This is a genomic window from Actinoplanes sp. NPDC049118, from assembly GCF_040648555.1.
In the GTDB taxonomy this organism is placed as follows: Bacteria; Actinomycetota; Actinomycetes; order Mycobacteriales; family Micromonosporaceae; genus Actinoplanes.
On record NZ_JBEZDY010000001.1, the window covers coordinates 126,295 to 148,654 of the forward strand.

The window sequence follows — 22,360 nt, forward strand, 5'->3', positions numbered from 1 at the left end:
TGTCACGTCCTCTTGTGTCCGGTGGCCACAATCATCCCGCAGTAGCCGTCGCGGAGGTCCTTGCTGTCGACTGTCTGAATTCTGACATCGGTGGCGACCGGAAGCAGCGCCTGCCGGACGTCGCGTTCGTCCACCGAGCAGGCGGGGAAGCTGCGGCCGCCGACCCGGTAGCCGGAGGAGTCGCGCATGAAGGCCGCGGCGAAGGAACCCCTGGGCACCAGCGAGTTCACGAAGGACTGGGTGGCGCGGACGAACTCGTCGTTGCGGGTGGTGATGGACTCCGCGACGAAGAACATGGTGCCGATGTCGAACTGGCCGGGTTGGAGGCTGAAGATGTTGCCCTTGACCACTCGCGCCCGCCGGCTGAGCAGATCGAACGGTTCCTTGATCGGCTGATATGCCGAGCGTCCCGCGTTCATGTGCGACCAGAACTGCCACCACGACGCGTGGGGCCTCTCGATCTGGGCATTGAGCCACTGGCGGTTGGTGAACGCGCGCTCGTAGAGGATCACCTCGGCGGCGAGCGGCAGCATGGTCAGCGCCGGGTAGAGGTTGGCACCGGCGCCGACGTCGATCGCGCGTGCGGAATGTGTCCGGCGGTAGGTCTGGAAGAAGTCGGCGACGATCTCGATGATCCGCTCGTCGTCGCCGCGCATGGTGCCGTAGTTGTGCTCGAAGTATGCCGCCGAGTCGAAGGCGTCCCAGTCGAAGTCGGCGTTGCCTACCCGCTGCGCGATGTCCATCGCGGAGTCGAGCCACGGTTCGGGTCGGGTCACGGGACTTCCTCCGGCGGCTGGTGGCTGTCGCGGTAGTGGGACCCCGAAACGCTACTTCAGCCGGGTTGGGGGCTGGGGCTCTCGCAGGATTCTGGTGTCCTGCGCCAACGCATTCACGGCTCTCCGGGACGCGCTGTGCAGAACGATGTTCCTCCGCAGTCTGCTGCAACGCGCCGATTCTCGTCTCGTCCCTCATACGAGCACGCCTGTGCGACGAACGACAGCACAGAAGCATGCCGGGCGTCCGGGGTCAATCGAAGCGGATCTGTTAACAACCCTTGATATTTCTTTACGCGAACGTGAAGATGTGGGTGACCGGGATGGTCATCGATGCGTCAGGGAGCGGCCATGAGAAGACGACGTACCGTGTCAGCACTGGTGGCGGGCGCCGCGGTGACCGTGGCGACCGCCGTGGCCTTCGCGCCGAACGGCATGGCCGCGGTGTCCGGCGTACCGCTGCGGGCGGCCGCCGTCGCCTGCACCGCGCCCGCCTGGGCCGAGGGCAACACCTACACAGTCGGCACCCAGGTGACGTACGGCGGCAAGCTCTACTCCGCTCTGGTCACTCATACGGCGTACGCCGGTGCCGGATGGAATCCCGCCGCGACGCCGTCACTCTGGCGCGACCTCGGCACGTGCACCGGCGGCACCACGCCACCGACGACTCCGCCGACCACCCCGCCGACCACCCCGCCGACGACTCCGCCGACCACCCCGCCGACCACGCCTCCCACGAGCCCGCCGGGCGGCGACACCTGCGCCGTCAAGTCGAGGCCGGCCGGCAAGGTCCTCGTCGGATACTGGGAGAACTGGGACGGCTCGAGCAACGGGGTGCACCCCGGCTTCGGCTGGGTGCCGATCAACGACAGCCGCCTGAAGCAGCACGGCTACAACGTCATCAACGCGGCGTTCCCGGTGATCCGCTCCGACGGCACGGTGCTGTGGGAGAACGGCATGGACGCCACCGTGAAGGTGTCCACGCCGGCCGAGATGTGCGCGGCGAAGGCGGCGGGTGCGACGCTGCTGATGTCCATCGGGGGCGCGGCGGCCGGCATCGACCTGAGCTCCAGCACGGTCGCCGACCGCTTCGTCGCGACGATCGTGCCGATCCTCAGGCAGTACAACTTCGACGGCATCGACATCGACATCGAGACCGGCCTGACCGGCAGCGGCAACATCAACACCCTGTCGGCGTCGCAGTCCAACCTGATCCGGATCATCGACGGCGTACTCGCACAGATGCCGTCGAACTTCGGCCTGACCATGGCGCCGGAGACCGCGTACGTCACCGGCGGCAGCGTCACCTACGGCTCGATCTGGGGCTCCTACCTGCCGATCATCAAGAAGTACGCGGACAACGGCCGCCTCTGGTGGTTGAACATGCAGTACTACAACGGCTCGATGTACGGCTGCTCCGGTGACTCGTACTCGGCGGGCACGGTGCAGGGCTTCGTCGCGCAGACCACCTGCCTCAACAGCGGTCTGGTCATCCAGGGCACGACGATCCGGGTCCCGTACGACAAGCAGGTACCGGGCCTGCCGGCGCAGTCCGGCGCGGGCGGCGGCTACATGGCGCCGTCGCTGGTCTCGCAGTCCTGGAACAGCTTCAACGGCAGCCTCAAGGGCCTGATGACCTGGTCGGCGAACTGGGACGGCTCGCGCGGCTGGACCTTCGGCGACAACGTGAAGGGCCTGCAGGGCCGCTGATCGACCGGCCCGCCGTCGCCCGCGTCCCCGGGCGGCGGCGGGCCGTTCCGCGTCCGGCCGTGAAATCGGCGGAATTGGGAGGAAAGCCCTGGCGGTATAGTCGTCGGAGGCGGGAATGGGTTCCTCGAGGGACGACATTCTGGCGGCACCTCGCGGTGTGACTTGACTGTCGACGTCGATTCGTCCGACCTGGAGGAACCTGCTGTGGCAGACGGCTCCCCGCTGCGCGTCGACCGGCCCGGCGGAGCAGCCCGTGACCTGTCGCTGCCGGGAAACGCCGCCATCGACTGGGAGTTGTTCGACACCAAGGACTACTTCGACCACAACTACAGCACGCTGCGCGACGACGACCGGCAGATCATCGAGATGGTCACCGACTTCTTCGCCAGCGAGTGCCCGCAGCTGCACCGGGCCAGGGCGATCGACGTCGGCACCGGCGCCAACCTCTACCCGGCCCTGGCGATGCTGCCGTTCGCCGCCGAGGTGACCCTCTACGAACGTGCCGCCTCGAACAGCAAGTGGCTCCGCGAGGAGTTGCGGTCCCCGTCGGCGTCGTGGCAGTCGTTCTGGGACGCCATGGCCACCGGCCCGCCCGCCTACCGGACCGTGGCACGGCCCTTCGAGGTGCTCCATCACCGGACCGCGGTGGTCGAGGGCAACATCAGCGACCTCGAGCCGGCGTCGTACGACCTGGGCACGATGTTCTTCGTGGCCGAGTCCATCACGCCGAGCGTGAGTGAGTTCGTCAAGGCGACCACCGCATTCGTCGAGTCCCTGCGGCACCGCGCCCTCTTCGGTGCGGCGTTCATGCGCGACTCGTCCGGCTACGAGGTCGGCGGCCGGAGGTTCCCCTCCTGTTCGGTCGAGGAGGACGACGTCACCGCCTGCCTGCTGCCGATCGCGCACGACCTGTCCGTGCGGGTGGTCGAGAGCAAGGACCTGCGCGAGGGCTATGACGGCATGATCGTGGCCACCGGCCGCGCGGGTCGGAGGCGGGAAGCGCCGTAACGATGCTGATCCGACCCCGACAGGAGATCCTCGACGCGTGGGAGGCGATCGCCCGGCTCTCCGCCGGCGGCGAGTGGCGCTGGGGCGGGCGCGGCGGCCGGAACTCGATAAGCGACGCCGAGCAGCTGCTGTGTCTACTGAGTCCCGCAACTAAGATCCCCTTCCTGTCCCTCGACGACCCCGACCGGACGGCCGACGACGTCGCGGAGGCGCTGGCACGGTTCGGCTCCAGGCTGGAGATTCCGCAGATCCTGGTCCGGGCCCTGCTCGACTACCTGTACACCTACGCCGCGCCCGACGGCACGCCGATCTTCGCCGGCGGCGGCCGCTTCGTCGTGGCCGCGGACCCGACCCGGCCCGTCACGGACCAGCAACGTGAGACCGAGGTGGTCGACTCCTACGCGATCTCCGTGACCCTGGCCCTGGCGGCGCTGAGGTTCGTCCGGGCCCTGCGCCCGGCGCTCACCCGCGACAGTCTCCGCCGGCAGGCCGACGACCTGGAGGCCCGGGCCCAGCGGCGGCTCACGGGCGCCATGGTCGGGCTGCTGCGCAGCTTCACCGTCCATGCCTTCCCGCCGGACAGCGAGTTCGGTGACCGGCAGCTCCGTCGGGTCGGCCAGGACGGGCGACCACGCAGGGTCGTGGCCGACGAGCTGCGGGAGACGCGGAGAACGATGCACACCCGGTTCCTTCAGGAGATCACCATCGGCCCCGGCGCCGCGGAGAGCCGCGCGCTGACGCACTCCGAGGACCTCTTCGAGTGCGGCTGGTCGTGGGGCGTCGTCGACGGCGCGCCACGGGTCGGCGACTCGGGTGGCCAGCGCGCCGGGGTGGCGGAGAGGGCGCCGTACCTGTACTTCACGGCCATAGCGCTGGAGGCGATCGCGGAATTGTTCTCCGGTCGCACCCAGCTGCCCAACCTGCTCGACCGCCATCAGGTGCGCCTCGCCGACGCGCTGCAGCTGCGCTATCGGCTGACCCACGCGTTCTGGGCGCGCATGGCCACGTTCGGCAGGGGGAAGCGATGGCCCGTGGAGGACGTGCCGTGGCAGACGACCGACGGACTGCAGTTCGAGTACTACAGCGCGCTGGTCAGCGGAATGTTCGTGCAGGAGCGGGTCAGGCAGCCGGCCGCGGACGCCGACCTCACCCGGATCGGCGACCTCTTCGCCCGGCTCGCCAACCGGAGCCGGATCACGGAGCGGGCGACGACGGATGATCTGGCCATAGTCGCGGCGCATCATCCCGGCGTTCGCGAGCCGCTGCGCGGCAGCGAGGCGCACGGCGAGCCGCAGCTCGCCTGGACCGTGTCCGACATCGCGCCGTTGCTGCTGGTCCGGACCCTGCGCCTGGCCGGTCACTTCGATGCCGGCGACACCCGCGACCGCGTCCTGGACCTGTCCGACCAGATCTGGCAACACATGCGGGCCCGCCGGATCGAGAACGGCGAGGTCCGCGGTCTCTGGGATCAACCGGGGCCCGCCTTTCCCGAGATCCCGGGCCTGCCCTGGCAGAGCGAGGTGTCGTGGTACCACACCAGGCGCATGATCGACGCGCTGATCAGCGCGGGGCCGGTCGTCAGCGAGCCGCCCCGGCCGAGCCCTGAGCTCGCCCGGACCGCCGCGGCCATGCTCATCGAGGCCGACCAGATGCTGCACACGGAGTACTACAGCGGCCCCGGCCGGCGCGGGTCAGGACTCCGTGACGAGCTCGACGCGATCGCCGCCGAGCTGAAGCTGGCCCGCTCGGTGCTCTCCCATACCCCGGGCGTCGCGGTCGCGGTCGCCGGCGAGGCACTGATGAAGCTGCACAAGTTCTCCTCGGCGCGGGCGGCCGCCGAGGAGGCCGCCGGGCGGTGAACAGTTCATCCCTTCGGGCCGCCCGCACCGTCGGTGCACGCGACTAGTCTCGGTACATGTCGACGGCCAGAACCGATGTGTTGATTGTCGGTGCCGGTGTATCGGGCTTGACCACGGGCGTCCGCCTGGCCGAGCGCGGTCTCCGGGTCCGCGTCAGGACGGCCCGGGGCCCGGCGCGGAGCACCTCGGCCGCGGCGGGGGCGATGTGGGATCCGATGCACGCCCACCATCCGGACATGAAGCGGTGGAGCCGGCGGACGCACGAGGTCTTCGAGAACCTCGACGGTGTCGCCGGGGTCAAGCTGGTCGACGGGACGGAGGCCTCCCGGGACCCGATTCCGCTGCCGGAGCGCTGTTGGGAGATGAGCTACCGCGAGTGCAAGGCTCCGGAGCTGCCCGACGGCTTCGCGACCGGCTGGCGTTACATGGCGCCGCTCATCGACATGCCGGTCTATCTGGCCTATCTCCTGAAGCGGCTGAAGGCGGCGGGCGGCAAGGTCGAATACGGCAGGCTGCGCACCCTGGACGAGGCCTTCGCCACGGCCTCCGTGGTGGTCAACTGCGCCGGGTCCGCCGCGCGCGAGCTGGTGCCCGATGACAGGGTCACGTCCGTCTGCGGGCACCTCGTCCTGGTCCGGAATCCGGGCATCCGCGAGTTCTTCGTCGAGCACACCGATGATCTGCGGGAAACGACGTATCTGCTGCCGCAGGGCCGGGTCCTGGTGCTCGGTGGCAACGCGACCGAGGGATGTGTCGAGCCGGTGCTGGACCGCGGGATAGCGGCCGGCATCCGGAATCGCTGCATCAGCGTCTTCCCCGAGGTCGCCAAGGCGAAGATTCTGGGCTACCGGGTCGGCAGCCGGCCCGTCCGCCCGGAGGTGCGGCTCGAGATCGAGCCGCGAGGCTCCCGCCGGCACGTGGTCCACAACTACGGCCATGCGGGCTCCGGGGTGAGCCTGTCCTGGGGCTGCGCCGACGACGTGGCCATGCTTGTGGACGAACTCGTCTGACCTCGGCATCAGGGTGCCGGCTGCGCGCTCGCCCACATCTTGTCGAAGCGGTTGCGGCGCTCCATCAGGCTTGGCTTCCCCGCCACCAGGGTGACTTTGGCGATGACCGGCCGGAACTCGTTGCCGAGCGTCGAGGCGGCAACGAGTTCGTAGCTGATCTGGTGGTCGAACAGGACGAAGTCCACCAGGTTGGTCTGCAGCAGGAAGTCCAGGGAGGACTTGGCCAGGATGCGGGTCTGCACCCCGATCTTCTGGTGCGGCTCGATCAAGGCGTCGATCTTGTCCTTGTCCGCCGCGGCCCCGTCGTCCAGCAGGAACAGGCGCCGGATCCGCACGCCGCGGTCGATCGCGCGGTGCTGGCTGTCGAGATAGCGCTGACCGAGGTCGCTGGCCCAGAACTGACCCTCGTCGACGTAGCCGCGAGGCTTGTCGAAGGTCGTCATGCTCGTCGCGTCCACCGACTCCTTGACGCAGGCGGTCAGTCCCAGGAGCCAGTCGCGGTCCTCGCCCTCGTAGAGCGCCCAGCCGTACTTCAGCCCCTCGAACAACTCGGCCATCCGGGCGATCTCATGGTCGGCGAAGCTGCGCTGGAGTTCGGCCTCCGGATTGATGTTCGCGAGCGCGGTGACGACGCGCGTCATCAGGTCGGGGCGCAGCGCGGTGGCCTCCACCCGGCCGTACAGGGCGGTGGCCTCGTTGACGGCGGCGAACCGGTTGTCGACGTTGTCCTCGACCCGCTTGGCATGCGCCGTCAGTTCACTCTCGACCCGATCGGCGTGCGCCGTCAGTTCACTCTCGAGCCGGTGGACGCGGAGGTCGGTGTCGATCAGGACCTGGACCACCAGGACGATGCCACCGACGAACACCGACATCGTGAGCTGCCAGATCTCCGGCTGGCCGGTGGCGTTCGTCAGCAGATAGGTGAGCCCGCCGGCGACCCCCGTGACGACGATCTTGACTCTTAGATCCACCCGCGCTCCTTACTCAGTGAGTTCAATTGAGTGCTCTACGTCAATCTGAGGGCATGGGCGCAACCAGCGCAATGGGAGCGGGTGAGCTGTTAACAAGCCTTGCCGAAATGTGTCGACGGTTGTCAATATTTAAGAGAGAGAACTGGAGGCACCGCGCATGAAGCGAGCCGCCCTCACCGTCGTCGCCCTCGCACTCACGTGGCTGTCCGTCCCGGCGCCCGCCGTCGCCGCCGCCCCGGTCGTCTGCGCGGTCTCCTGCGACACCCGGGACCCGTCGACCGCACGCCAGGACGCGTTCCCCGTGCCGGACCGGATCCAGAACGGGCGCCGGATCTCCCTGCATCTCTCCGCCGCCGACGCGATGGCCTGGGGCAGCATCGACCTCGGCACCCCCGGCGACGCCGTCTGGCTGGACCGGACCTGGGACGGCGGCGCCACCTGGGACGGGCTGCTCGGCAAGGCGAGCATCCCCGGCACCTGGACCGGTACCCGCACGCTCATGTACAACCTCGCCGACCCGGCGGGCCACCGGCGCGGCATGATCCGGGCCTGCGGCGACGCGGCCGGCATCCAGTGCACCGACTGGGTGCGCCCGCGGGCCTGCGACGTGGCCTGCGACGGCGAGGGCGGCAACTCCGGCGACACCCAGCCCGTCGGACCGGCCACGCTGAGCGGGCGGACCATCGCCCTGCACATCGACGGCCGCGGCATGGCCTGGGCGACCATCGGCAACGGCGCCGCCGGGGACGAGATCTGGCTCGACCGGTCGTGGAACGAGGGCGCGAGCTGGCCCGGCGGATCCTCGCTCGGCCGCACCGCCACCCCGGCGGGCGCGAGCTCCGCGCGCACCGCACTCTTCGCGGCCCGCGAACCCGGATCCCTGCTGTACGGCGGCGCGCTGCGCGCCTGCGGCCGGGCGGTCACCGGCGCCAACGGCGCGTGCACGGCCTGGGCCCGGCCCGCGAACGACCGGGCGGCAGCGGCGGCTGACGCGCTGATGTGGGCGTACCGGCCGGACACGGCGTGGTGGCCGTCGAGCTGGTGGAACTCGGCGGTGGCCGTCACGACCCTCATGGACTGGATGAAGCGCACCGGCCGCACCGACTACCGGTGGATCGTGGACCGTACCTTCGAGGTGAACAGGGTCGCGTTCCCGGCCGGGGTGAAGAGCAGCGACCCGATCGAGGGCCACTTCATCAGCCGGGCGATCGACGACGCGGCCTGGTGGGGCATCGCCTGGGTGCGGGCGTACGACCTGACCGGCGAGGCGAGGTTCCGGGACGAGGCGGTGACGATCGCGAACTACGTGCACGGCTTCTGGGACACCTCCACCTGCGGCGGGGGAGTGTGGTGGGACCGCGAGCGCACGTACAAGAACGCGGTGACCGCCGGCCTCTACATCCGCCTCGCCGCCGCGCTGCACAACCGGCTCCCGGGCGACACCACCTGGCTCAACCGGGCGACGACCGGTTGGAACTGGTTCGCCGCCAGCGGCATGATCAACGGCTCCGGGCTGGTCAACGACGGCCTGAACGGCAACTGCGCGAACAACGGGCAGACCGTGCACACCTACAACCAGGGGCTGGCCATCGGCGCCTCGCTCGAGGTGTGGCGGGCCACCGGCAACGCCTCCGTGCTCGCCGCGTCGCGGCGGCTGGCGGACGCCGCCATGGCTAGCCCGGTGCTCACCCGCAACGGCATCCTCACCGAGTCCTGCGACTCGCCGACGACCACCTGCGACGACAACGGCAAGCAGTTCAAGGGCATCTTCATGCGATACCTGGGCGATCTCGCCGACGCCACGGGCGCGGCGGGCTACCGTTCGTACGCCCGTACCCAGGCGGACAGCATCTGGGTCGCCGACCGGGACCCGCTCAACCGGATCGGGCAGCGCTGGAACGGGCAGTCGCCCGCGGGATACCCGAATGCCCGCGACTGGCGCACCCAGGCCTCGGGCCTGGGTGCGCTTATCGCCGCGCTGTGATCCGGACCTCGCTTCACGGCAACTCTCTGACTATGAAATAGTTGACGAGTCAAAGACGTTGTGCGGGTCAGTCCGGGATGCTCAAGCCCGGCCGGAGCTCAGGAGCGGACATGCAGTTCGGGATCTTCACCGTGGGCGACGTCACGCCCGACCCTGTCAACGGGCGGGCGCCGACCGAGCAGATGCGGATCAAGGCGATGGTGGCGATCGCCAGGAAGGCGGAGGAGGTCGGCCTCGACGTCTTCGCGATGGGCGAGCACCACAACGAGCCCTTCGTGCCGTCCTCGCCCACCACGATGCTCGGCTACATCGCCGCGCAGACCGAGCGGCTGCTGCTCTCGACGTCCACGACGCTGATCACGACCAACGACCCGGTCAAGATCGCCGAGGACTACGCGATGCTCCAGCATCTCGCCGACGGCCGCGTCGACCTGATGATGGGCCGGGGCAACACCGGACCGGTCTACCCGTGGTTCGGCAAGGACATCCGCGCCGGCATCCCCCTGGCGATCGAGAACTACGCGTTGCTGCACCGCCTGTGGCGCGAGCACACCGTCGACTGGACGGGCAAGTACCGCACGCCGCTGCAGTCGTTCACCTCGACCCCGCGCCCGCTCGACGGGATACCGCCGTTCGTCTGGCACGGCTCGATCCGCAGCCCCGAGATCGCCGAGCAGGCCGCCTTCTACGGCGACGGCTTCTTCGCCAACCACATCTTCTGGCCGGCCTCGCACACCCAGCGGATGGTCGAGCTGTACCGCGAGCGCTACGCGCACTACGGCCACGGCGGCGCGGACCAGGCGATCGTCGGCCTCGGCGGACAGGTCTTCATGCGCAGGAACTCGCAGGACGCCGTGAAGGAGTTCCGCCCGTACTTCGACAACGCACCCGTGTACGGGCACGGCCCCTCGCTGGAGGACTTCAGCCGCGAGACCCCGCTGACCGTCGGCAGCCCGCAGCAGGTCATCGACCGCACCCTGGGCTTCCGCGACTACGTCGGCGACTACCAGCGCCAGCTGTTCCTGATGGACCACGCCGGCCTGCCGCTCAAGACGGTGCTCGAGCAGCTCGACCTGCTCGGCGAGGAGGTCGTCCCGGTGCTGCGCCGCGAGTTCGCGGCGCTGCGGCCCGCGCACGTCCCCGAGGCGCCGACCCACGCGTCCCTGCTCGCCGCGGCCCGGGAGCAGGCGGCCGACCAGGAGAACGCGGCGGTGCAGGCATGAGGCAGCGCACCCTCGTCGTCGTCACGGCGGGCCTGAGCCTGCCGTCGTCCACCCGCCTGCTCGCGGACCGGCTGTCCGCGGCAGCGGTCGGCGCGGCGGCCGGCCTCGGCGTACGGCTGACCGTCCAGGTGGTCGAGCTGCGCGACCTCGCACACGACCTGATGAACCACATGCTGACCGGCTTCCCGCCGGCCCCGCTCAAGGAGGCGCTCGACGCCGTCGAGGCCGCCGACGCGCTGATCGCGGTGACCCCGGTCTTCAACGCGTCCTACAGCGGGCTGTTCAAGTCGTTCTTCGACGTCCTCGGCAAGGACGCCGTCGCCGACAAGCCGGTGCTGATCGCGGCGACCGGCGGTACGGCCCGGCACTCGCTGGCGCTGGACCACGCCCTGCGGCCGCTGTTCGCGTACCTGCGGGCGGTCACCGTGCCGACCTCGGTATTCGCGGCCACGCAGGACTGGGGCGGCGACGAGTCCGAGGGCCAGCTGCGCGGCCGGATCCAACGCGCGGCCGGCGAACTCGCCCGTGAGATCGACCGCCGCGAGCCCGCCACCGTCGTGGACCCCTTTGTGCTGACCACGCCGTTCGAGGACCTGCTGGCTGGCTGACACGGTAGAACTACACGGGGGCGAAAGGGGGCGTCATGGGGGAGATCGTGCTCATCCGGCACGGCCAGACAGAGTGGAGCGCGGCCGGGCGGCACACCTCGTACACGGATCTGGACCTGACCGGGGACGGCGAGCGGCAGGCGCGGGCCGCGGGCGAACGGCTCGCCGGCCGGTCGTTCGCGGCCGTGATCTCCAGCCCGCGCAGGCGGGCGCTGCGCACCGCCGAGCTGGCCGGGCTCACCGTCACGGAGACCACCGAGGACCTCGCCGAGTGGAACTACGGCGAGTACGAGGGCATCACCAGCGCCACCATCCACGAGACCCGCCCCGGCTGGTCCCTGTGGACCGACGGCGCCCCCGGCGGCGAGTCCCCGGAGGAGGTCGCCACCCGCGTCGACCGGGCGCTCGCCCGGGCCCGGACGTTCCTGGACGGCGGCGACGTCGCCCTGATCGCACACGGCCACTCGCTGCGAGTGGCCGGCGCCCGCTGGATCGGCCTGCCCGCGAGCGGTGGCGGCCTGCTCAAGCTCGGCACCGCGACCCTGTCCACGCTCGGCTTCGAGCACGGCAACGAGGTCATCGACGCCTGGAACGCCTAGGGCGCCTGAGTCCACCGGGCGCGGCCAGTGACGCCAGAGGCCGCGGGCCGGATGGGTCGCTCAGCGGCGCATGGCCCGCGCTGCTGAGCGACTCCTCATGGCAGCCCGGGTGAAGGCGGTGGTGCGGTGACGACGATGAAGGTGAAGTCCTCGCGGGCCTTGGCGTCGATGGACAGGGGCAGGCGGATGCGCCCGGAGTCGACCATGCCCCTAACAGCGGGACGGCTCAGGCCGAACCCGGTGGTGAGCAGCTTCTCGACCCGGATGGGTGCCGGGAGCTCGAACCTGATGATGACCTCGAGTGGCGCGGCGTCCTCGCGCCGGAGGTCGTAGAACGGTATGTCGGTGTCCAGCCGCCAGGTGCCGGTCCAGTCGAGCTGGTAGGCGGCCCTGCGGGCGAGGGTCGCGTCCATGGTGAGTCGTCGCACCATGGCCGGATCGTTGTTCTCGAACATCAGCAGCCGCTCGTTCTCCAGTGCCCGCACGTTGATGCGCTCGTGGACGGGGATCTTCGACGTGCGGCCGCATAGTGCGCAGCCGATCAGCAGCCACACATCGAGCAGCTTGTGGTTCGCGTTGACCCGGATCTTCCCGGTGGGATGGTGACGGATGGACCTGCATGACACGCAGGCCTTGAGGATGGTGGGCAGCCCGAGCTCGGTGACCACCCACAGCGCTTTCCGATCGATGCCGGGTCCGCGGCCGTCGGCCGGCACGCGGATGTCGCGGGAACTGTTCATGGCTTCGGCGATTCCAGGGTTTACGGGGGAGGCTCCCGGCAGCGCGATGACGCGCCGTGGGGGTGCCTCCCGGATCCAGTGGCGTACGGCCGGCGTCTCGGTGGGAGCACGCCGGCCGGCGCGACGTCGCAGATCACGTCGCGTGAAGGAAGCCCGCGCCGGTCACCGGTGCGGGCTTCGAGTGGCACGGCGGACAGAGACGGGGAGTGGACTCGAACCCGTCTTGCTTCCGCGCGTGCGCCACTGGTCACTGATCCATGCGCGTGAGCATGCTCAACCAGCGGGCCGCCGGGCAACGGATTTTCTCGGCGGCCGCCGCGGCGGTGAAATCCGCTGTCGGTTGTCGGACGGGGGTGGTACAAAGCCGCGGTGGAAGAGACTCTGGAGTTCGCCGACCTGTTGCGGCTGATGGACGAACGATCGACCGCTTTCCGGGCGGCGGTGGCGTCCGCGCCCAGCCTCGACGTGCGGGTGCCGACCTGCCCGGAGTGGACGTTGTTCGATCTGGTGCAGCACCTGGGCGAGGGCCGGCGCAAGTGGGCCGCCACCGTGGCCGCGGGGCCCGCCGACGCTCCCGCGGCCGTGCCCGCCCCGGTGGTGCCCCAGGAGCGTGTGGCCCTGCTGGCCTGGTTCGCCGCGTCGACGGGCGAGCTGCTGGCCTCGCTGCGGGAGGCGGGCCCCGACCGTGGTTGCTGGACGTGGTGGGGTCCGTCGCAGTCGCCGCAGACCAGCGGTGCCGTCGCCCGGCACCAGCTCCAGCAGGTCGCCGTGCACACCTATGACGCCCAGGTCGCCGTGGGCGCCCCGCAGCCGCTGCCGGACGAGGTGGCCCTCGACGGTGTCGACGAGTTCCTGACCACCTGCGTCGCGACGACGGCCGCGTGGCCGCACAAGCCCGCGGTCATCGACTACCACGCCACCGAGGGCCGTTCCTGGCGGCTCTGGCTGTCCGCCGACGGTGCCCGGGCCGCCCGCCTGCCCGGCTCCGCCGGCGAGGGGCCGGAGGCGGCCGATGTCTCCGCCTGGGGCACGGCCAATGAGCTGGTCATGTTCTGCTACGGCCGCATTTCGATGGACTTGCTGCGGCTGGATGGCGACCGGGGCATCTTCGACCAGCTGATCGCCTGGGAGCCCGAGGTGTAGGGCGCGACCGCCTCCTTGACCTGATCACCGCCCGTGAGGCCGCAGCGTCCGCCGCCCGCGCCGCCGGTGCTCACTCACCCTTGCAGTCCGTGGGGTCGATCGAGCGGGAGTCGGGCAGTGCCTTCTCCATCCAACCCAGCTCCGAGGCGATGTCCGCACCGGTGAAGAGATCGACATTGCCCTTCGCCGCGTCGTGGACCACCACCAGGACCCGGTCGCCCTCGGCCGGCGCGGTGCTCGATCCGCCGAGGGGCAGCTGTGCATCGCCGACCGAGAGGATCGCCGGCCCGTTCTCCGGCTTCAGGTACCGCTGCGCGTCGAGCGTCACCGCGAACCGGTCGCCCTGCCTGCTCACCGACGTCACGTTTCCGACGGCGATGGTCTCGGCGCACGCCACCGCGCCGGGGAGGCTCCGGCTGTCCGACGTGTCGCCCGGATCGGACATGTTCAGCGCGTAGCCGCCGGCCAGCGCGACGGCCACCACCCCCGTGGCGGCGGAGAGCGCCCACGGGCGTGCCCAGATCCGTTTGGCCGACGACCCGGCCGGCCGGCGACCCGCCGGGGCCGGGGCGTTCGGGGCCGGGCGCGAGTCTGCCGCCGGCTCGGGCGTGGCCGCGGCCAGTTCCGCGCCGAGCGCTGCCAGCCCCTGCCGTAGCGCGCTGACGGTCGCCGTCGCCTCGGCCATCTCCTCGGTGCGCGCCAACGAGCCGGGCGGCTGCTCGCCGGTGATGGCGTACATCAGTGCGTCGTCCGGCGGCGTCGCGCCACCGTGCTTGACCTGCGACATCTCACACCAGTCCCTTCGCGCTCAACCTGACCCGCAGCTGAGCGATCGCGTTGTGCAGCCGGCTCTTCACCGTTCCCTGTGCGACACCGAGCACCGCCGCGATCTGCGGCACGGTCAGATCGGTGTAGAACCGCAGCACCAGCAGTTGGCGCTGGTCCGCCGGAAGCTCGTCGAGCTCACCGGCCACCACCAGCGCGAGATCGCGGTCCCGGTCGGGCGGCGTCTCGGCGACGCCGGGAGCTCGCAGTGCCATGATCCGGTGGCGCAGCTGTTCGGTGCGCCGCCGGCCGCGGTGCCAGTCGACGGCGATCCGTGACGCGACGACGGCGGTCCAGGCGGCCGGATTGTCGATCGTCTCGGCCGACGAGCGCTCCAGGAGCTTCAGGCGGACCTGCTGCACCGCGTCGTCCAGGTCCTGCCACGGGACACCGCCCATGATCAGCACGGCGCGGATTCGTCCTACGTCTTCCTCCCGCGGCGGGTCGTCCTCCTGCGATCCTCGCACCGGCTGCCTCATCGGCGTTCCCTCCCGTCGTCCTTCAGTGCTACGACGCAGAACCCCCTGGCATCGTTCACCGCCGTAGGCATCGCGGACCGCGAGGAGGCGCGCTTCGCGTACCACGCAAGTGCGCACAGGGGTCGTCGCCTTGGGATCGACGGCACTGGATTCCTCACGAAGGGCGCCGGTCTGCCGAGTGCGGCTCGGGGCGCCGAGAGCCGCTGGACCTGCCACGCGTTGATCGACCCGGGATTCGTGTCTGCGTCGGTCTTGGATCGACGACCGTGCCCACTGCCGGCAAGCCGGCCTCGGCGCCGAGGTGGGGTTCGCGACCAGGCCGCGGACGGCGACCGCGATGCTGCAACGGGCCGACGATGTCCCCGGCCGGGACCGGCGCGAGGTCGTACAGACGACCGATCCGGCCGCGTTACCGGCCGCGACCGAATCAGCCACTACCGACGCGGACAGGCCACGCCCGCGGTGCCGATGCGGTGCACGGCGTTCTATCAGATTCTGAACTCGGCGATGGCGGTGTGCAGGGCGCGGCTGGCACCGGCGAGTTCGGTGGCGGCGGCGCCGGCCGACTCCACGTCGCGGGCGGTCTCGTCGGTGGTCTTCGCGAGGTGGGTGATGGCGTCGGCGATGCGCTCGCCGCTGCCGGCCGCCTGATCGAGGCTGACGTTGATGTTCGCCGAGGCGACGGTCTGCTCCTCGATGGCCGTGGCGACGGTCTCCTGGAAGCCGTCGATGCGGCGGACGACGTCGCTGATGGTGTTGATCGCGTGCACGGCCGAGTCGGTGTCGGCCTGGATGGCCCGGACCTTCTCGGTGATGTCGCCGGTGGCCCGGGCGGTCTCCTGCGCGAGGTCCTTCACCTCGCCGGCGACCACCGCGAAGCCCTTGCCCTGCTCGCCGGCGCGGGCCGCCTCGATGGTGGCGTTGAGCGCCAGCAGGTTGGTCTGCCCGGCGATGCCGTTGATCAGCTGCACGATGTTGCTGATCTCGGTGGACGAGGTGCCGAGCCGGCCGATCGTCTGGCCGGTGTCCTCGGCGGTGGCGACCGCCTCGCCGGCGACCTGCGCCGCGGCGTCGGCGCTCGTGGCCATCCGCGCGATGGCGCTGCTGACCTCGCCGCTGCCCGCGACGACGGTCCGCAGGTTGTCCAGCACGTTGTCGGCCTCGGCGGACACCTCCGTGGCGCGCCGGCGCGCCCGCTCCGCCGAGCTCGCCATGCGCTCCGCGACGGTGGACAGCTGGCCGGACACGTCGCCGACCGCGCCCGCGCCGGAGAGCACCTGCCGCATCGCCGCCTGCAGCGCCGAGGTGCTGCGGTCGACGGCGGCCGCGAGCTCACCGAGCTCGTCCCGGCGGCGCAGGCCGACCCGGGCCCGGAGATCACCGTCCGCGAGCTGGGCGAGGGTGTCCATCACGGTGCGCAGGGGCCGCACGATGGAGCGGCTGACCGCCACGCCGGCGAAGAGCGCCAGCAGCACCGCCGCGCCAAGCGTGCCGGCCAGGGCGATGGTGCTGGTGCGCCGGGCGGCCTCCATGTCGGCGCGCAGTGCGGCGCCCCGGGCCGCGCTGGCCTGCTGCAGCCGGTCGGTGATCTCGATCGTCTGCACGTAGGCCTCGCCGGAGGCACCCTCGTTGATCATGTCCAGTGCGGCGGCCCGCGCCGGCATGGTGTCCTTGCGCAGCAGCGCGACGATCTCGTCGTCGGCGCGGAAGAAGTCGTCCCAGATTCCCCGCAGGGGCGCCGCGGTGGCGCGCTCGTCCGCCGGGAGCGGCGCCGCGTCGAGGGCGTCCAGGGCCTCGGTCAGCGTCGTCTTGGACTTCAGCAGGCCGTCGCGGTTGTAGGAGGTCGGTGCGGTGGCGGCCCGGCCGCCGATGACGCCGGCGTCGGCGACCACCAGGCCCTGCCAGCCGGTGATCTCGCCCACGTTGTACATGAACCGCAGCACGGCCTCGCGGGTCACGGTGAGGTCGGCGATCTCCCGTTCCACCTGGTCCTGGGTCCGCATGCCCCACCAGCCGGCACCGGCGGTGACGGCGAGCAACCCGATGAGCAGGCTGAAGGCAACGGCGAGGCGTGCTCCTACCCGCAGACGACCCAACATGAACGAGGTACCCCCAATGTGCCCTTGTGGCAGTGGGTCCATCGGCACCGGGTACCGGCAGTTGAGACGCCGAACGTCCCGGCTGATGGGAGAACCGTCACCAGCTGTGCAGCGTGCCGTCCTCGAGGCGGTTCACCGGAAGGGCCGCGGGCCGGTACGGGTAGCGGACGGCCAGCTCCTCGTCGATGTCGACGCCCAGGCCGGGCTCCTCCGAGGGGTGCAGGTAGCCGTCGGCGAAGCGGTAGCCGTGCGGGAACACCGCGTCGGTCTCGGCGGTGTGCGGCATGTACTCCTGCAGCCCGAAGTTCGGGATGCTGAGGTCGACGTGCAGCGCGGCGGCCAGGCACACCGGCGACAGGTCCGTGGCACCGTGCGAGCCGCTGCGCACGTGGTAGAGGTTCGCCAGGTCGAAGATGCGGCGCAGGTGGCTGATCCCGCCGGCGTGCACGACGCTGGTCCGGATGTAGTCGATCAGCTGCTCGGTGATCAGCCGCCGGCAGTCCCAGATGCTGTTGAAGACCTCCCCGACGGCCAGCGGCGTGGTGGTGTGCTGCCGGATCAGCCGGAAGCCCTCCTGCAACTCCGCCGGGACCGGGTCCTCCAGCCAGGTCAGCCGGTACGGCTCGAGGTCGCGGCCCAGCGCGGCGGCCTCGATCGGGGTGAGCCGGTGGTGCACGTCGTGCAGCAGGCGCAGCTCGGGGCCGAACTCGGCGCGGACCCGCGCGAGGACCGGGGGCACGTGCGCCAGGTAGCGCGGCGTCGACCACACCGCCTCGGCGGGCAGCGCCGATCCGGCCGGCTCGTAGGTGCGCGGGTCGGCGCTCACCCCGTACGTGGTGGGCAGGCCGGGCACGCCGGCCTGCACGCGCACGGCCCGGTATCCCGCGGCGGTCAGGCGGGCCACGTCGGTCAGCAGGTCGTCGACGGACTCGGCGGCGGCGTGTCCATACACGGTCACGCCGTCGCGGGACCGGCCGCCGAGCAGCTGGTAAACCGGCAGACCTGCAACCTTGCCCTTGATGTCCCACAGCGCGGTGTCCACGGCCGCGATGGCGCTCATCGTCACCGGACCGCGCCGCCAGTACGCGCCCTTGTACAGCGCCTGCCAGGTGTCCTCGATCCGGGCCGGGTCCCGGCCGAGCAGCACGGGCACGACGTGCTCGGCGAGGTACGCGGCGACGGCCCGCTCCCGGCCGTTCAGGGTGGCGTCGCCGACGCCGGTCACGCCCTCGTCGGTGACGATCTTCAGCGTCACGAAGTTGCGGCCCGGGCACGTCACGATCACCCGCGCGGCGGCGATCCGCACGTCAGTCACCGTCCTCGCGTACCCGGGCGACCAACTGGGTCGGATTGACGAAGCGCAGGGCCAGCACGAGCAGCACCAGCATCATCGACGTGTAGATCACCGCCATCGCGTCGATGGACTGCTGCGCGCGGATGCCGGCCGCGGACATCGAGTAGTAGAGGGCGACGACAAGCGTCTGCGAGTCCGGGCCCGCGGTGAGGAAGGTCAGCTCGAACATGCCGACGGTCCGTACCAGCACCAGGATGGATGCGGCGAGGATGCCGGGCACCAGCAGCGGCGCCAGGATCCGGGTGAAGACCTGCCGGGTGCCGGCCCCGCACATCCGTGCCGCCCGCTCGATGGCCGGGTCGATCTGCTCGATGAACGGCGTCATGGTCAGGATCACGAACGGCACCGACGGCACCAGGTTCGCCAGCACCACCCCGGAGAGGTTGCCGGCGAAGCCGTACTTGTAGAGCACCGTCGCCAGCGGGATGCCGTAGGTGATCGGCGGCATCAGGATGGGCAGCAGGAACAGGAGATACAGCAGCCGCCGGCCGGGGAACGCCCGCCGGGCCAGCACGTACGCCGCCGGCACGCCGATCAGCAGGGAGATTCCGACCACCAGCGCCGACACCTCGAGCGTCACGATCAGCACCGGCAGCAGGGTGAACTCATCCCAGGACTGCCCGTACCACCGGGTGGTCCAGCCGGCCGGCAGCCAGGTGTCGAACCACCGGGTGCCGAACGAGCTCACGACCACCGAGCCGATCACCCCGGCCAGGTTGATGAAGAACGCGATCACCACGCCCCAGATCAGCCAGGCCGCCGGGGTGGCCACGATCCTGCGCCGGGCGGCCATCAGCCTCTGCCTCCCGCCGTGGATCCGGTGTAGAGCAGCGCGCGCCAACCGAGCACCGCCGCGATGACCAGCAGCTCCACCAGGCCCATCAGCACCGCGACCGCGGCGGCGAGCGGGTAGTCGTAGCGGACGTACGCGGCGTCGTACGCGGCGATGGACATCACCCGGGTGGTGCCGGACGGGTCGCCGACCAGCACCGCCGACGGGAACACGCTGAACGCCAGCACGAACGTCAGGCAGAAGGTGGTGGCCAGCCCGGGCGCCAGCAGCGGCAGCGTGATCCGCCGGAAGCGCTGCCACGCCCCGGCGCCGAGGGTCGCCGCCGCCCGTTCCAGGCTGGGATCGATGCCAGACAGGTACGACAGCACCAGCAGGAACGCGAACGGGAAGCCGGTGATGATCAGTGAGAGGAAGACGCCCCAGTAGTTGTTGGTGAGGCGCACGGGCGCGTCCACGAGCCCGGCGCTCAGCAGGGTCCGGTTGAACCAGCCGGTCGGGCCGAGGAAGTTCAGCAGGCCCTGCGCGGTCAGCACGGTGCCGAGGGTGATCGGCACGACCAGCACGGTCGTCAGCAGCCGCCGGCCGCGGAACCGGCCGCGCATCCGGTACGCGATCGGCACCGACGCGAGCACGTTGAGCAGCGCCGCCGGCAACGACACCCGCAACGTCGTCGCGATGGTGTCCCGCAGGTACGCGTCGGTGAAGAACTCCCGGTACGCCCCGAGCACCCCACCCCTCACCGGCTGGAACGACAGGCCCAGGCCGTACAGGAAGGGGTAGATGAACAGGGTGAGCACGAACAGGGCCGCCGGGAGCAGCAGGAGCAACTGCCGGTCGATGCCCCGCTCGGCGAGCCGGTGCCGCAGCGCGGGCCGGGCGGCGGCCGCGGTCATCGCGGATCCCCGGCGGGAAAGACGAGCAGCCGCCGGGGATCGACGGTGACGGTGATCCGGTCGCCGACCGCCGGCCGGTCGGCCGACCGGAGATTGAGCGAGACGCCGCCCGCGGTGAGTGCCTCGACCGCAACTTCGCGACCCTGGTATTCGACCACTTCGACCACGGCCGGCACCCCCGTGCCGCCGGCCGGGCCGATCCGCAGGTCCTCCGGGCGGATCCCGGCGATCACCTCGCTGCCCGGCGCGGGGCCGTCCACCGGCGTGCCGACGAGTTCCCGGCCCTCGAGCTCTACGACGATGCCGGCGCCGCGGCGCGGCCCGGCGCGCAGCGGCAGCAGGTTGCGGTAGCCCATGAAGTCGGCGACGTGCCAGTTGGCCGGCTCGGTGTGCAGCTGCTCCGGCGTGCCGATCTGCTGTACCCGGCCCGCACGCAACACAACGAGGCGATCGGCGAGCGACAGCGCCTCCTCCTGGTCGTGCGTGACGTAGACGGTGGTCAGCCCGAGCGACTGGTGCAGCCGGCGGATCTCCGTGCGCATCTCCAGCCGCAGCTTCGCGTCGAGGTTGGACAGCGGCTCGTCCATCAGCACCAGCGACGGCTCGAGCACGACCGCCCGGGCGATGGCCACCCGCTGCTGCTGCCCGCCGGAGAGCCGGCCGGGCAGCTTCCCGGCCTGGTCCTCCAGGTGCACCAGGCGCAGCGCCTCGTCCACCCGGCGGCGGAGCTCGGCCCGGGGCACCCGGCGCATCTGCAGGCCGAAGGCGACGTTGTGGCGCACCGACAGGTGCGGGAAGAGCGCGTAGTTCTGGAACACCATGCCGAAGCCGCGCCGCTCCGGCGGCAGCACGTCGAGCCGTGCCTCGTCCTTCCAGATGCTGCCGCGGGTCAGCGGCAGCAGCCCGGCCAGGCAGTTCAGCGCCGTCGACTTGCCGCAACCCGACGGGCCGAGCAGCGCGATGAACTCGCCCCGCTTGATCGTCAGGTCCAGCCCGGCGAGCGCCTCGTGACCGCCGAAGCTGCGGCTGACGCCGTCCAGGCGCAGCGTCTCGAACGCGTCCCTCACTTCGAGACCTTTGCCCCGCCGATCTCGCGGTCCCACCGGTCGAAGGCGGCGACCAGTTCCTTCGAGCCGAGCGGCACCTCGAGCGGGTTGCCGGCGATCAGGGCGGTGTACTCGGGCCGGCCGAACTCCTCGATGGCCGCGCGGCTCTCCGGCGGCGCCATGGACAGGTCGACGTCCTTGACCGCCGGGCCCGGGTAGAAGTAGCCCTTGTCGTACGCCTTGGCCTGCTGCTCCTTGGTGAGCATGTGCGCGAGCAGCAGCAGGATCGCCGCCTGCTTGTCGGTCGAGACCCCCTTGGGCACGACGGCGTAGTGCGCGTCGGTCACCCAGTGGAAGCCCTCGAGGGTGCCGATCGCCGCCTCCTTCGGCACGGTGCCGAGCACCCGCGGGTTGATGTCCCAGCCGGTCGTCGAGGCGATGATCTTCGCCGAGCCGTTGGCCAGGTTCTTCATCGTCTCGCCCGTGCTGGACGGGTAGAGGGTGACGTACTTGTTCAGCTCGGACAGGTAGGCCCAGGTCTTGGTCCAGCCGCCGGTCGGGTCCTTGGGATCGGAGTCGCCGAGCAGGTAGGGCAGGCCCATCAGGAACGTGCGGCCCGGCCCGGAGTTCGACGGCCGCGCGTACTGCACGGCGCCGGGGTTGGCCTTGGCGTAGGCGAGCAGTTCGGCCGCCGTCCGCGGCGGATTCGGGACCTTCGCGGGCAGGAACTCGATCAGCGGGCCGGACGGATAGTAGGTGACGGTCACCCCGGAGTCCCCGGCCAGCCGCTGCATGGCCGCGGCGCCGGGCAGATAATCGCGTACGCCGGGAAGCCGGTCGCCGTACCGGGTCAGCAGCGGGTTCCACAGGCCCTGCTCGATGCCGGCGGAGAGCCCGTCGACACCGGTCAGCACGAGGTCGATGTCGACCCGTCCGGCGTTCTGCTGTGCCTTGACCTTGCCGACCAGCTCCGGCGCCGGCGACTTCGAGTACGTCACCTTGCTGATCACGCCGGAGTTCCTGCTCACGAAGTCGTCGATCATGGGCTGGGTGAGCTGCAGGTTGCCGGCGACGTCGAGGATGTTCAGGGTCACCGCCTTGCCGGGCTTGGCGGGAACCTCGCCGTCGGTGTCCAGGGCGGATCCGCCGGAGTCGGGTGCGCTGCAGGCGGTGAGCAGCAGCAGTGCCGCGGTCGCGGCGGTGGCGACGCGTCTGCGGGCGGGTGTCGGCATGGGCGACCTTT

The 22,360-nt window shown here is 70.8% G+C and carries 20 protein-coding genes; 9 read left to right on the forward strand and 11 right to left on the reverse strand.

The genetic code is table 11. The features are described 5' to 3' along the window. Window positions 1-2: 2 nt before the first annotated feature. Window positions 3-776, reverse strand: a complete 774-nt coding sequence (locus tag AB0B58_RS00540) for an SCO2525 family SAM-dependent methyltransferase (protein ID WP_360215067.1) — start codon at window positions 774-776, stop codon at window positions 3-5. A gap of 348 nt (window positions 777-1,124) precedes the next feature. Between AB0B58_RS00540 and AB0B58_RS00545 the strand changes: the two genes are divergently transcribed. The 4 genes from AB0B58_RS00545 (at window position 1,125) to AB0B58_RS00560 (ending at window position 6,360) form a co-directional block, all read left to right on the forward strand. After that, window positions 1,125-2,483, forward strand: a complete 1,359-nt coding sequence (locus tag AB0B58_RS00545; RefSeq protein WP_360215070.1) for a carbohydrate-binding protein — start codon at window positions 1,125-1,127, stop codon at window positions 2,481-2,483. 204 nt (window positions 2,484-2,687) lie between these two features. Then, a complete protein-coding gene (locus tag AB0B58_RS00550) occupies window positions 2,688-3,491 on the forward strand; it encodes an SCO2525 family SAM-dependent methyltransferase (protein ID WP_360215073.1) in 804 nt (267 codons plus the stop codon). 2 nt (window positions 3,492-3,493) lie between these two features. Further along, complete coding sequence (locus AB0B58_RS00555) at window positions 3,494-5,350, forward strand: SCO2524 family protein (protein ID WP_360215076.1); 1,857 nt, start codon at window positions 3,494-3,496, stop codon at window positions 5,348-5,350. Between the two features lie 56 nt (window positions 5,351-5,406). Then, a complete protein-coding gene (locus AB0B58_RS00560) occupies window positions 5,407-6,360 on the forward strand; it encodes an FAD-dependent oxidoreductase (RefSeq protein WP_360215079.1) in 954 nt (317 codons plus the stop codon). Between the two features lie 8 nt (window positions 6,361-6,368). Here the strand turns inward: AB0B58_RS00560 and AB0B58_RS00565 are convergent, their stop codons facing one another. Continuing rightward, a complete protein-coding gene (locus AB0B58_RS00565) occupies window positions 6,369-7,331 on the reverse strand; it encodes a hypothetical protein (protein ID WP_360215082.1) in 963 nt (320 codons plus the stop codon). 157 nt (window positions 7,332-7,488) lie between these two features. On the opposite strand from AB0B58_RS00565, the gene AB0B58_RS00570 reads away from it, so the two are divergent. The 4 genes from AB0B58_RS00570 (at window position 7,489) to AB0B58_RS00585 (ending at window position 11,745) form a co-directional block, all read left to right on the forward strand. Further along, window positions 7,489-9,315 (forward strand): glycoside hydrolase family 76 protein, encoded by a 1,827-nt coding sequence (locus tag AB0B58_RS00570; RefSeq protein WP_360215085.1) that lies wholly within the window; start codon window positions 7,489-7,491, stop codon window positions 9,313-9,315. A gap of 110 nt (window positions 9,316-9,425) precedes the next feature. Continuing rightward, window positions 9,426-10,538: an LLM class flavin-dependent oxidoreductase gene (locus AB0B58_RS00575; RefSeq protein ID WP_360215088.1), complete on the forward strand. Its 1,113-nt coding sequence runs from the start codon at window positions 9,426-9,428 to the stop codon at window positions 10,536-10,538. Continuing rightward, the gene (locus AB0B58_RS00580; RefSeq protein ID WP_360215091.1) at window positions 10,535-11,146 is read left to right on the forward strand and encodes an FMN reductase; all 612 of its coding nucleotides are present in this window, start codon (window positions 10,535-10,537) and stop codon (window positions 11,144-11,146) included. The genes AB0B58_RS00575 and AB0B58_RS00580 overlap by 4 nt, the downstream gene beginning before the upstream one ends. 35 nt (window positions 11,147-11,181) lie before the next feature. After that, complete coding sequence (locus AB0B58_RS00585; RefSeq protein WP_360215094.1) at window positions 11,182-11,745, forward strand: histidine phosphatase family protein; 564 nt, start codon at window positions 11,182-11,184, stop codon at window positions 11,743-11,745. A gap of 95 nt (window positions 11,746-11,840) precedes the next feature. On the opposite strand, the gene AB0B58_RS00590 is transcribed toward AB0B58_RS00585, so the two are convergent. Further along, complete coding sequence (locus tag AB0B58_RS00590; RefSeq protein WP_360215097.1) at window positions 11,841-12,485, reverse strand: DUF1062 domain-containing protein; 645 nt, start codon at window positions 12,483-12,485, stop codon at window positions 11,841-11,843. A 369-nt stretch (window positions 12,486-12,854) separates the two neighbouring features. Between AB0B58_RS00590 and AB0B58_RS00595 the strand changes: the two genes are divergently transcribed. After that, window positions 12,855-13,628, forward strand: a complete 774-nt coding sequence (locus tag AB0B58_RS00595; protein ID WP_360215100.1) for a maleylpyruvate isomerase family mycothiol-dependent enzyme — start codon at window positions 12,855-12,857, stop codon at window positions 13,626-13,628. A gap of 70 nt (window positions 13,629-13,698) precedes the next feature. Here AB0B58_RS00595 and AB0B58_RS00600 read toward each other — a convergent pair whose 3' ends face one another. From AB0B58_RS00600 to AB0B58_RS00635, 8 genes are all read right to left on the reverse strand, one after another. Then, window positions 13,699-14,415: a hypothetical protein gene (locus AB0B58_RS00600; protein ID WP_360215103.1), complete on the reverse strand. Its 717-nt coding sequence runs from the start codon at window positions 14,413-14,415 to the stop codon at window positions 13,699-13,701. Window position 14,416: 1 nt separating this feature from the next. Further along, on the reverse strand, window positions 14,417-14,920 hold the full coding sequence (locus AB0B58_RS00605; protein ID WP_360215105.1) for a sigma-70 family RNA polymerase sigma factor: 504 nt from the start codon (window positions 14,918-14,920) through the stop codon (window positions 14,417-14,419). Window positions 14,921-15,420: 500 nt separating this feature from the next. Continuing rightward, window positions 15,421-17,031 carry a methyl-accepting chemotaxis protein gene (locus AB0B58_RS00610; RefSeq protein WP_360215108.1) on the reverse strand — a complete coding sequence of 537 codons (1,611 nt, stop codon included), beginning with the start codon at window positions 17,029-17,031 and terminating at the stop codon, window positions 15,421-15,423. Window positions 17,032-17,128: 97 nt separating this feature from the next. Then, window positions 17,129-18,337 (reverse strand): D-mannonate dehydratase ManD, encoded by a 1,209-nt coding sequence (gene manD / locus AB0B58_RS00615; RefSeq protein WP_360216203.1) that lies wholly within the window; start codon window positions 18,335-18,337, stop codon window positions 17,129-17,131. Window position 18,338: 1 nt separating this feature from the next. Beyond that, window positions 18,339-19,178, reverse strand: a complete 840-nt coding sequence (locus AB0B58_RS00620) for an ABC transporter permease subunit (protein ID WP_360215111.1) — start codon at window positions 19,176-19,178, stop codon at window positions 18,339-18,341. Then, complete coding sequence (locus AB0B58_RS00625) at window positions 19,178-20,071, reverse strand: ABC transporter permease subunit (RefSeq protein ID WP_360215114.1); 894 nt, start codon at window positions 20,069-20,071, stop codon at window positions 19,178-19,180. Before AB0B58_RS00625 ends, AB0B58_RS00620 begins: the two co-directional genes overlap by 1 nt. Further along, window positions 20,068-21,138, reverse strand: a complete 1,071-nt coding sequence (locus tag AB0B58_RS00630) for an ABC transporter ATP-binding protein (protein WP_360215117.1) — start codon at window positions 21,136-21,138, stop codon at window positions 20,068-20,070. Before AB0B58_RS00630 ends, AB0B58_RS00625 begins: the two co-directional genes overlap by 4 nt. Beyond that, window positions 21,135-22,349: an extracellular solute-binding protein gene (locus tag AB0B58_RS00635; protein ID WP_360215120.1), complete on the reverse strand. Its 1,215-nt coding sequence runs from the start codon at window positions 22,347-22,349 to the stop codon at window positions 21,135-21,137. Before AB0B58_RS00635 ends, AB0B58_RS00630 begins: the two co-directional genes overlap by 4 nt. Window positions 22,350-22,360 lie beyond the last annotated feature (11 nt).

What these genes read in the sequence shown, in the direction of transcription:
- AB0B58_RS00590 (WP_360215097.1), bottom strand. Translation starts at nt 12,485, where the DNA reads ATGAACAGTTCCCGCGACATCCGCGTGCCGGCCGACGGCCGCGGACCC.
- AB0B58_RS00600 (WP_360215103.1), bottom strand. Translation starts at nt 14,415, where the DNA reads ATGTCGCAGGTCAAGCACGGTGGCGCGACGCCGCCGGACGACGCACTG.
- AB0B58_RS00620 (WP_360215111.1), bottom strand. Translation starts at nt 19,178, where the DNA reads ATGGCCGCCCGGCGCAGGATCGTGGCCACCCCGGCGGCCTGGCTGATC.
- AB0B58_RS00560 (WP_360215079.1), top strand. Translation starts at nt 5,407, where the DNA reads ATGTCGACGGCCAGAACCGATGTGTTGATTGTCGGTGCCGGTGTATCG.
- AB0B58_RS00555 (WP_360215076.1), top strand. Translation starts at nt 3,494, where the DNA reads ATGCTGATCCGACCCCGACAGGAGATCCTCGACGCGTGGGAGGCGATC.
- AB0B58_RS00635 (WP_360215120.1), bottom strand. Translation starts at nt 22,349, where the DNA reads ATGCCGACACCCGCCCGCAGACGCGTCGCCACCGCCGCGACCGCGGCA.
- AB0B58_RS00575 (WP_360215088.1), top strand. Translation starts at nt 9,426, where the DNA reads ATGCAGTTCGGGATCTTCACCGTGGGCGACGTCACGCCCGACCCTGTC.
- AB0B58_RS00570 (WP_360215085.1), top strand. Translation starts at nt 7,489, where the DNA reads ATGAAGCGAGCCGCCCTCACCGTCGTCGCCCTCGCACTCACGTGGCTG.
- AB0B58_RS00545 (WP_360215070.1), top strand. Translation starts at nt 1,125, where the DNA reads ATGAGAAGACGACGTACCGTGTCAGCACTGGTGGCGGGCGCCGCGGTG.
- AB0B58_RS00610 (WP_360215108.1), bottom strand. Translation starts at nt 17,031, where the DNA reads ATGTTGGGTCGTCTGCGGGTAGGAGCACGCCTCGCCGTTGCCTTCAGC.
- AB0B58_RS00625 (WP_360215114.1), bottom strand. Translation starts at nt 20,071, where the DNA reads ATGACCGCGGCCGCCGCCCGGCCCGCGCTGCGGCACCGGCTCGCCGAG.
- AB0B58_RS00580 (WP_360215091.1), top strand. Translation starts at nt 10,535, where the DNA reads ATGAGGCAGCGCACCCTCGTCGTCGTCACGGCGGGCCTGAGCCTGCCG.
- AB0B58_RS00585 (WP_360215094.1), top strand. Translation starts at nt 11,182, where the DNA reads ATGGGGGAGATCGTGCTCATCCGGCACGGCCAGACAGAGTGGAGCGCG.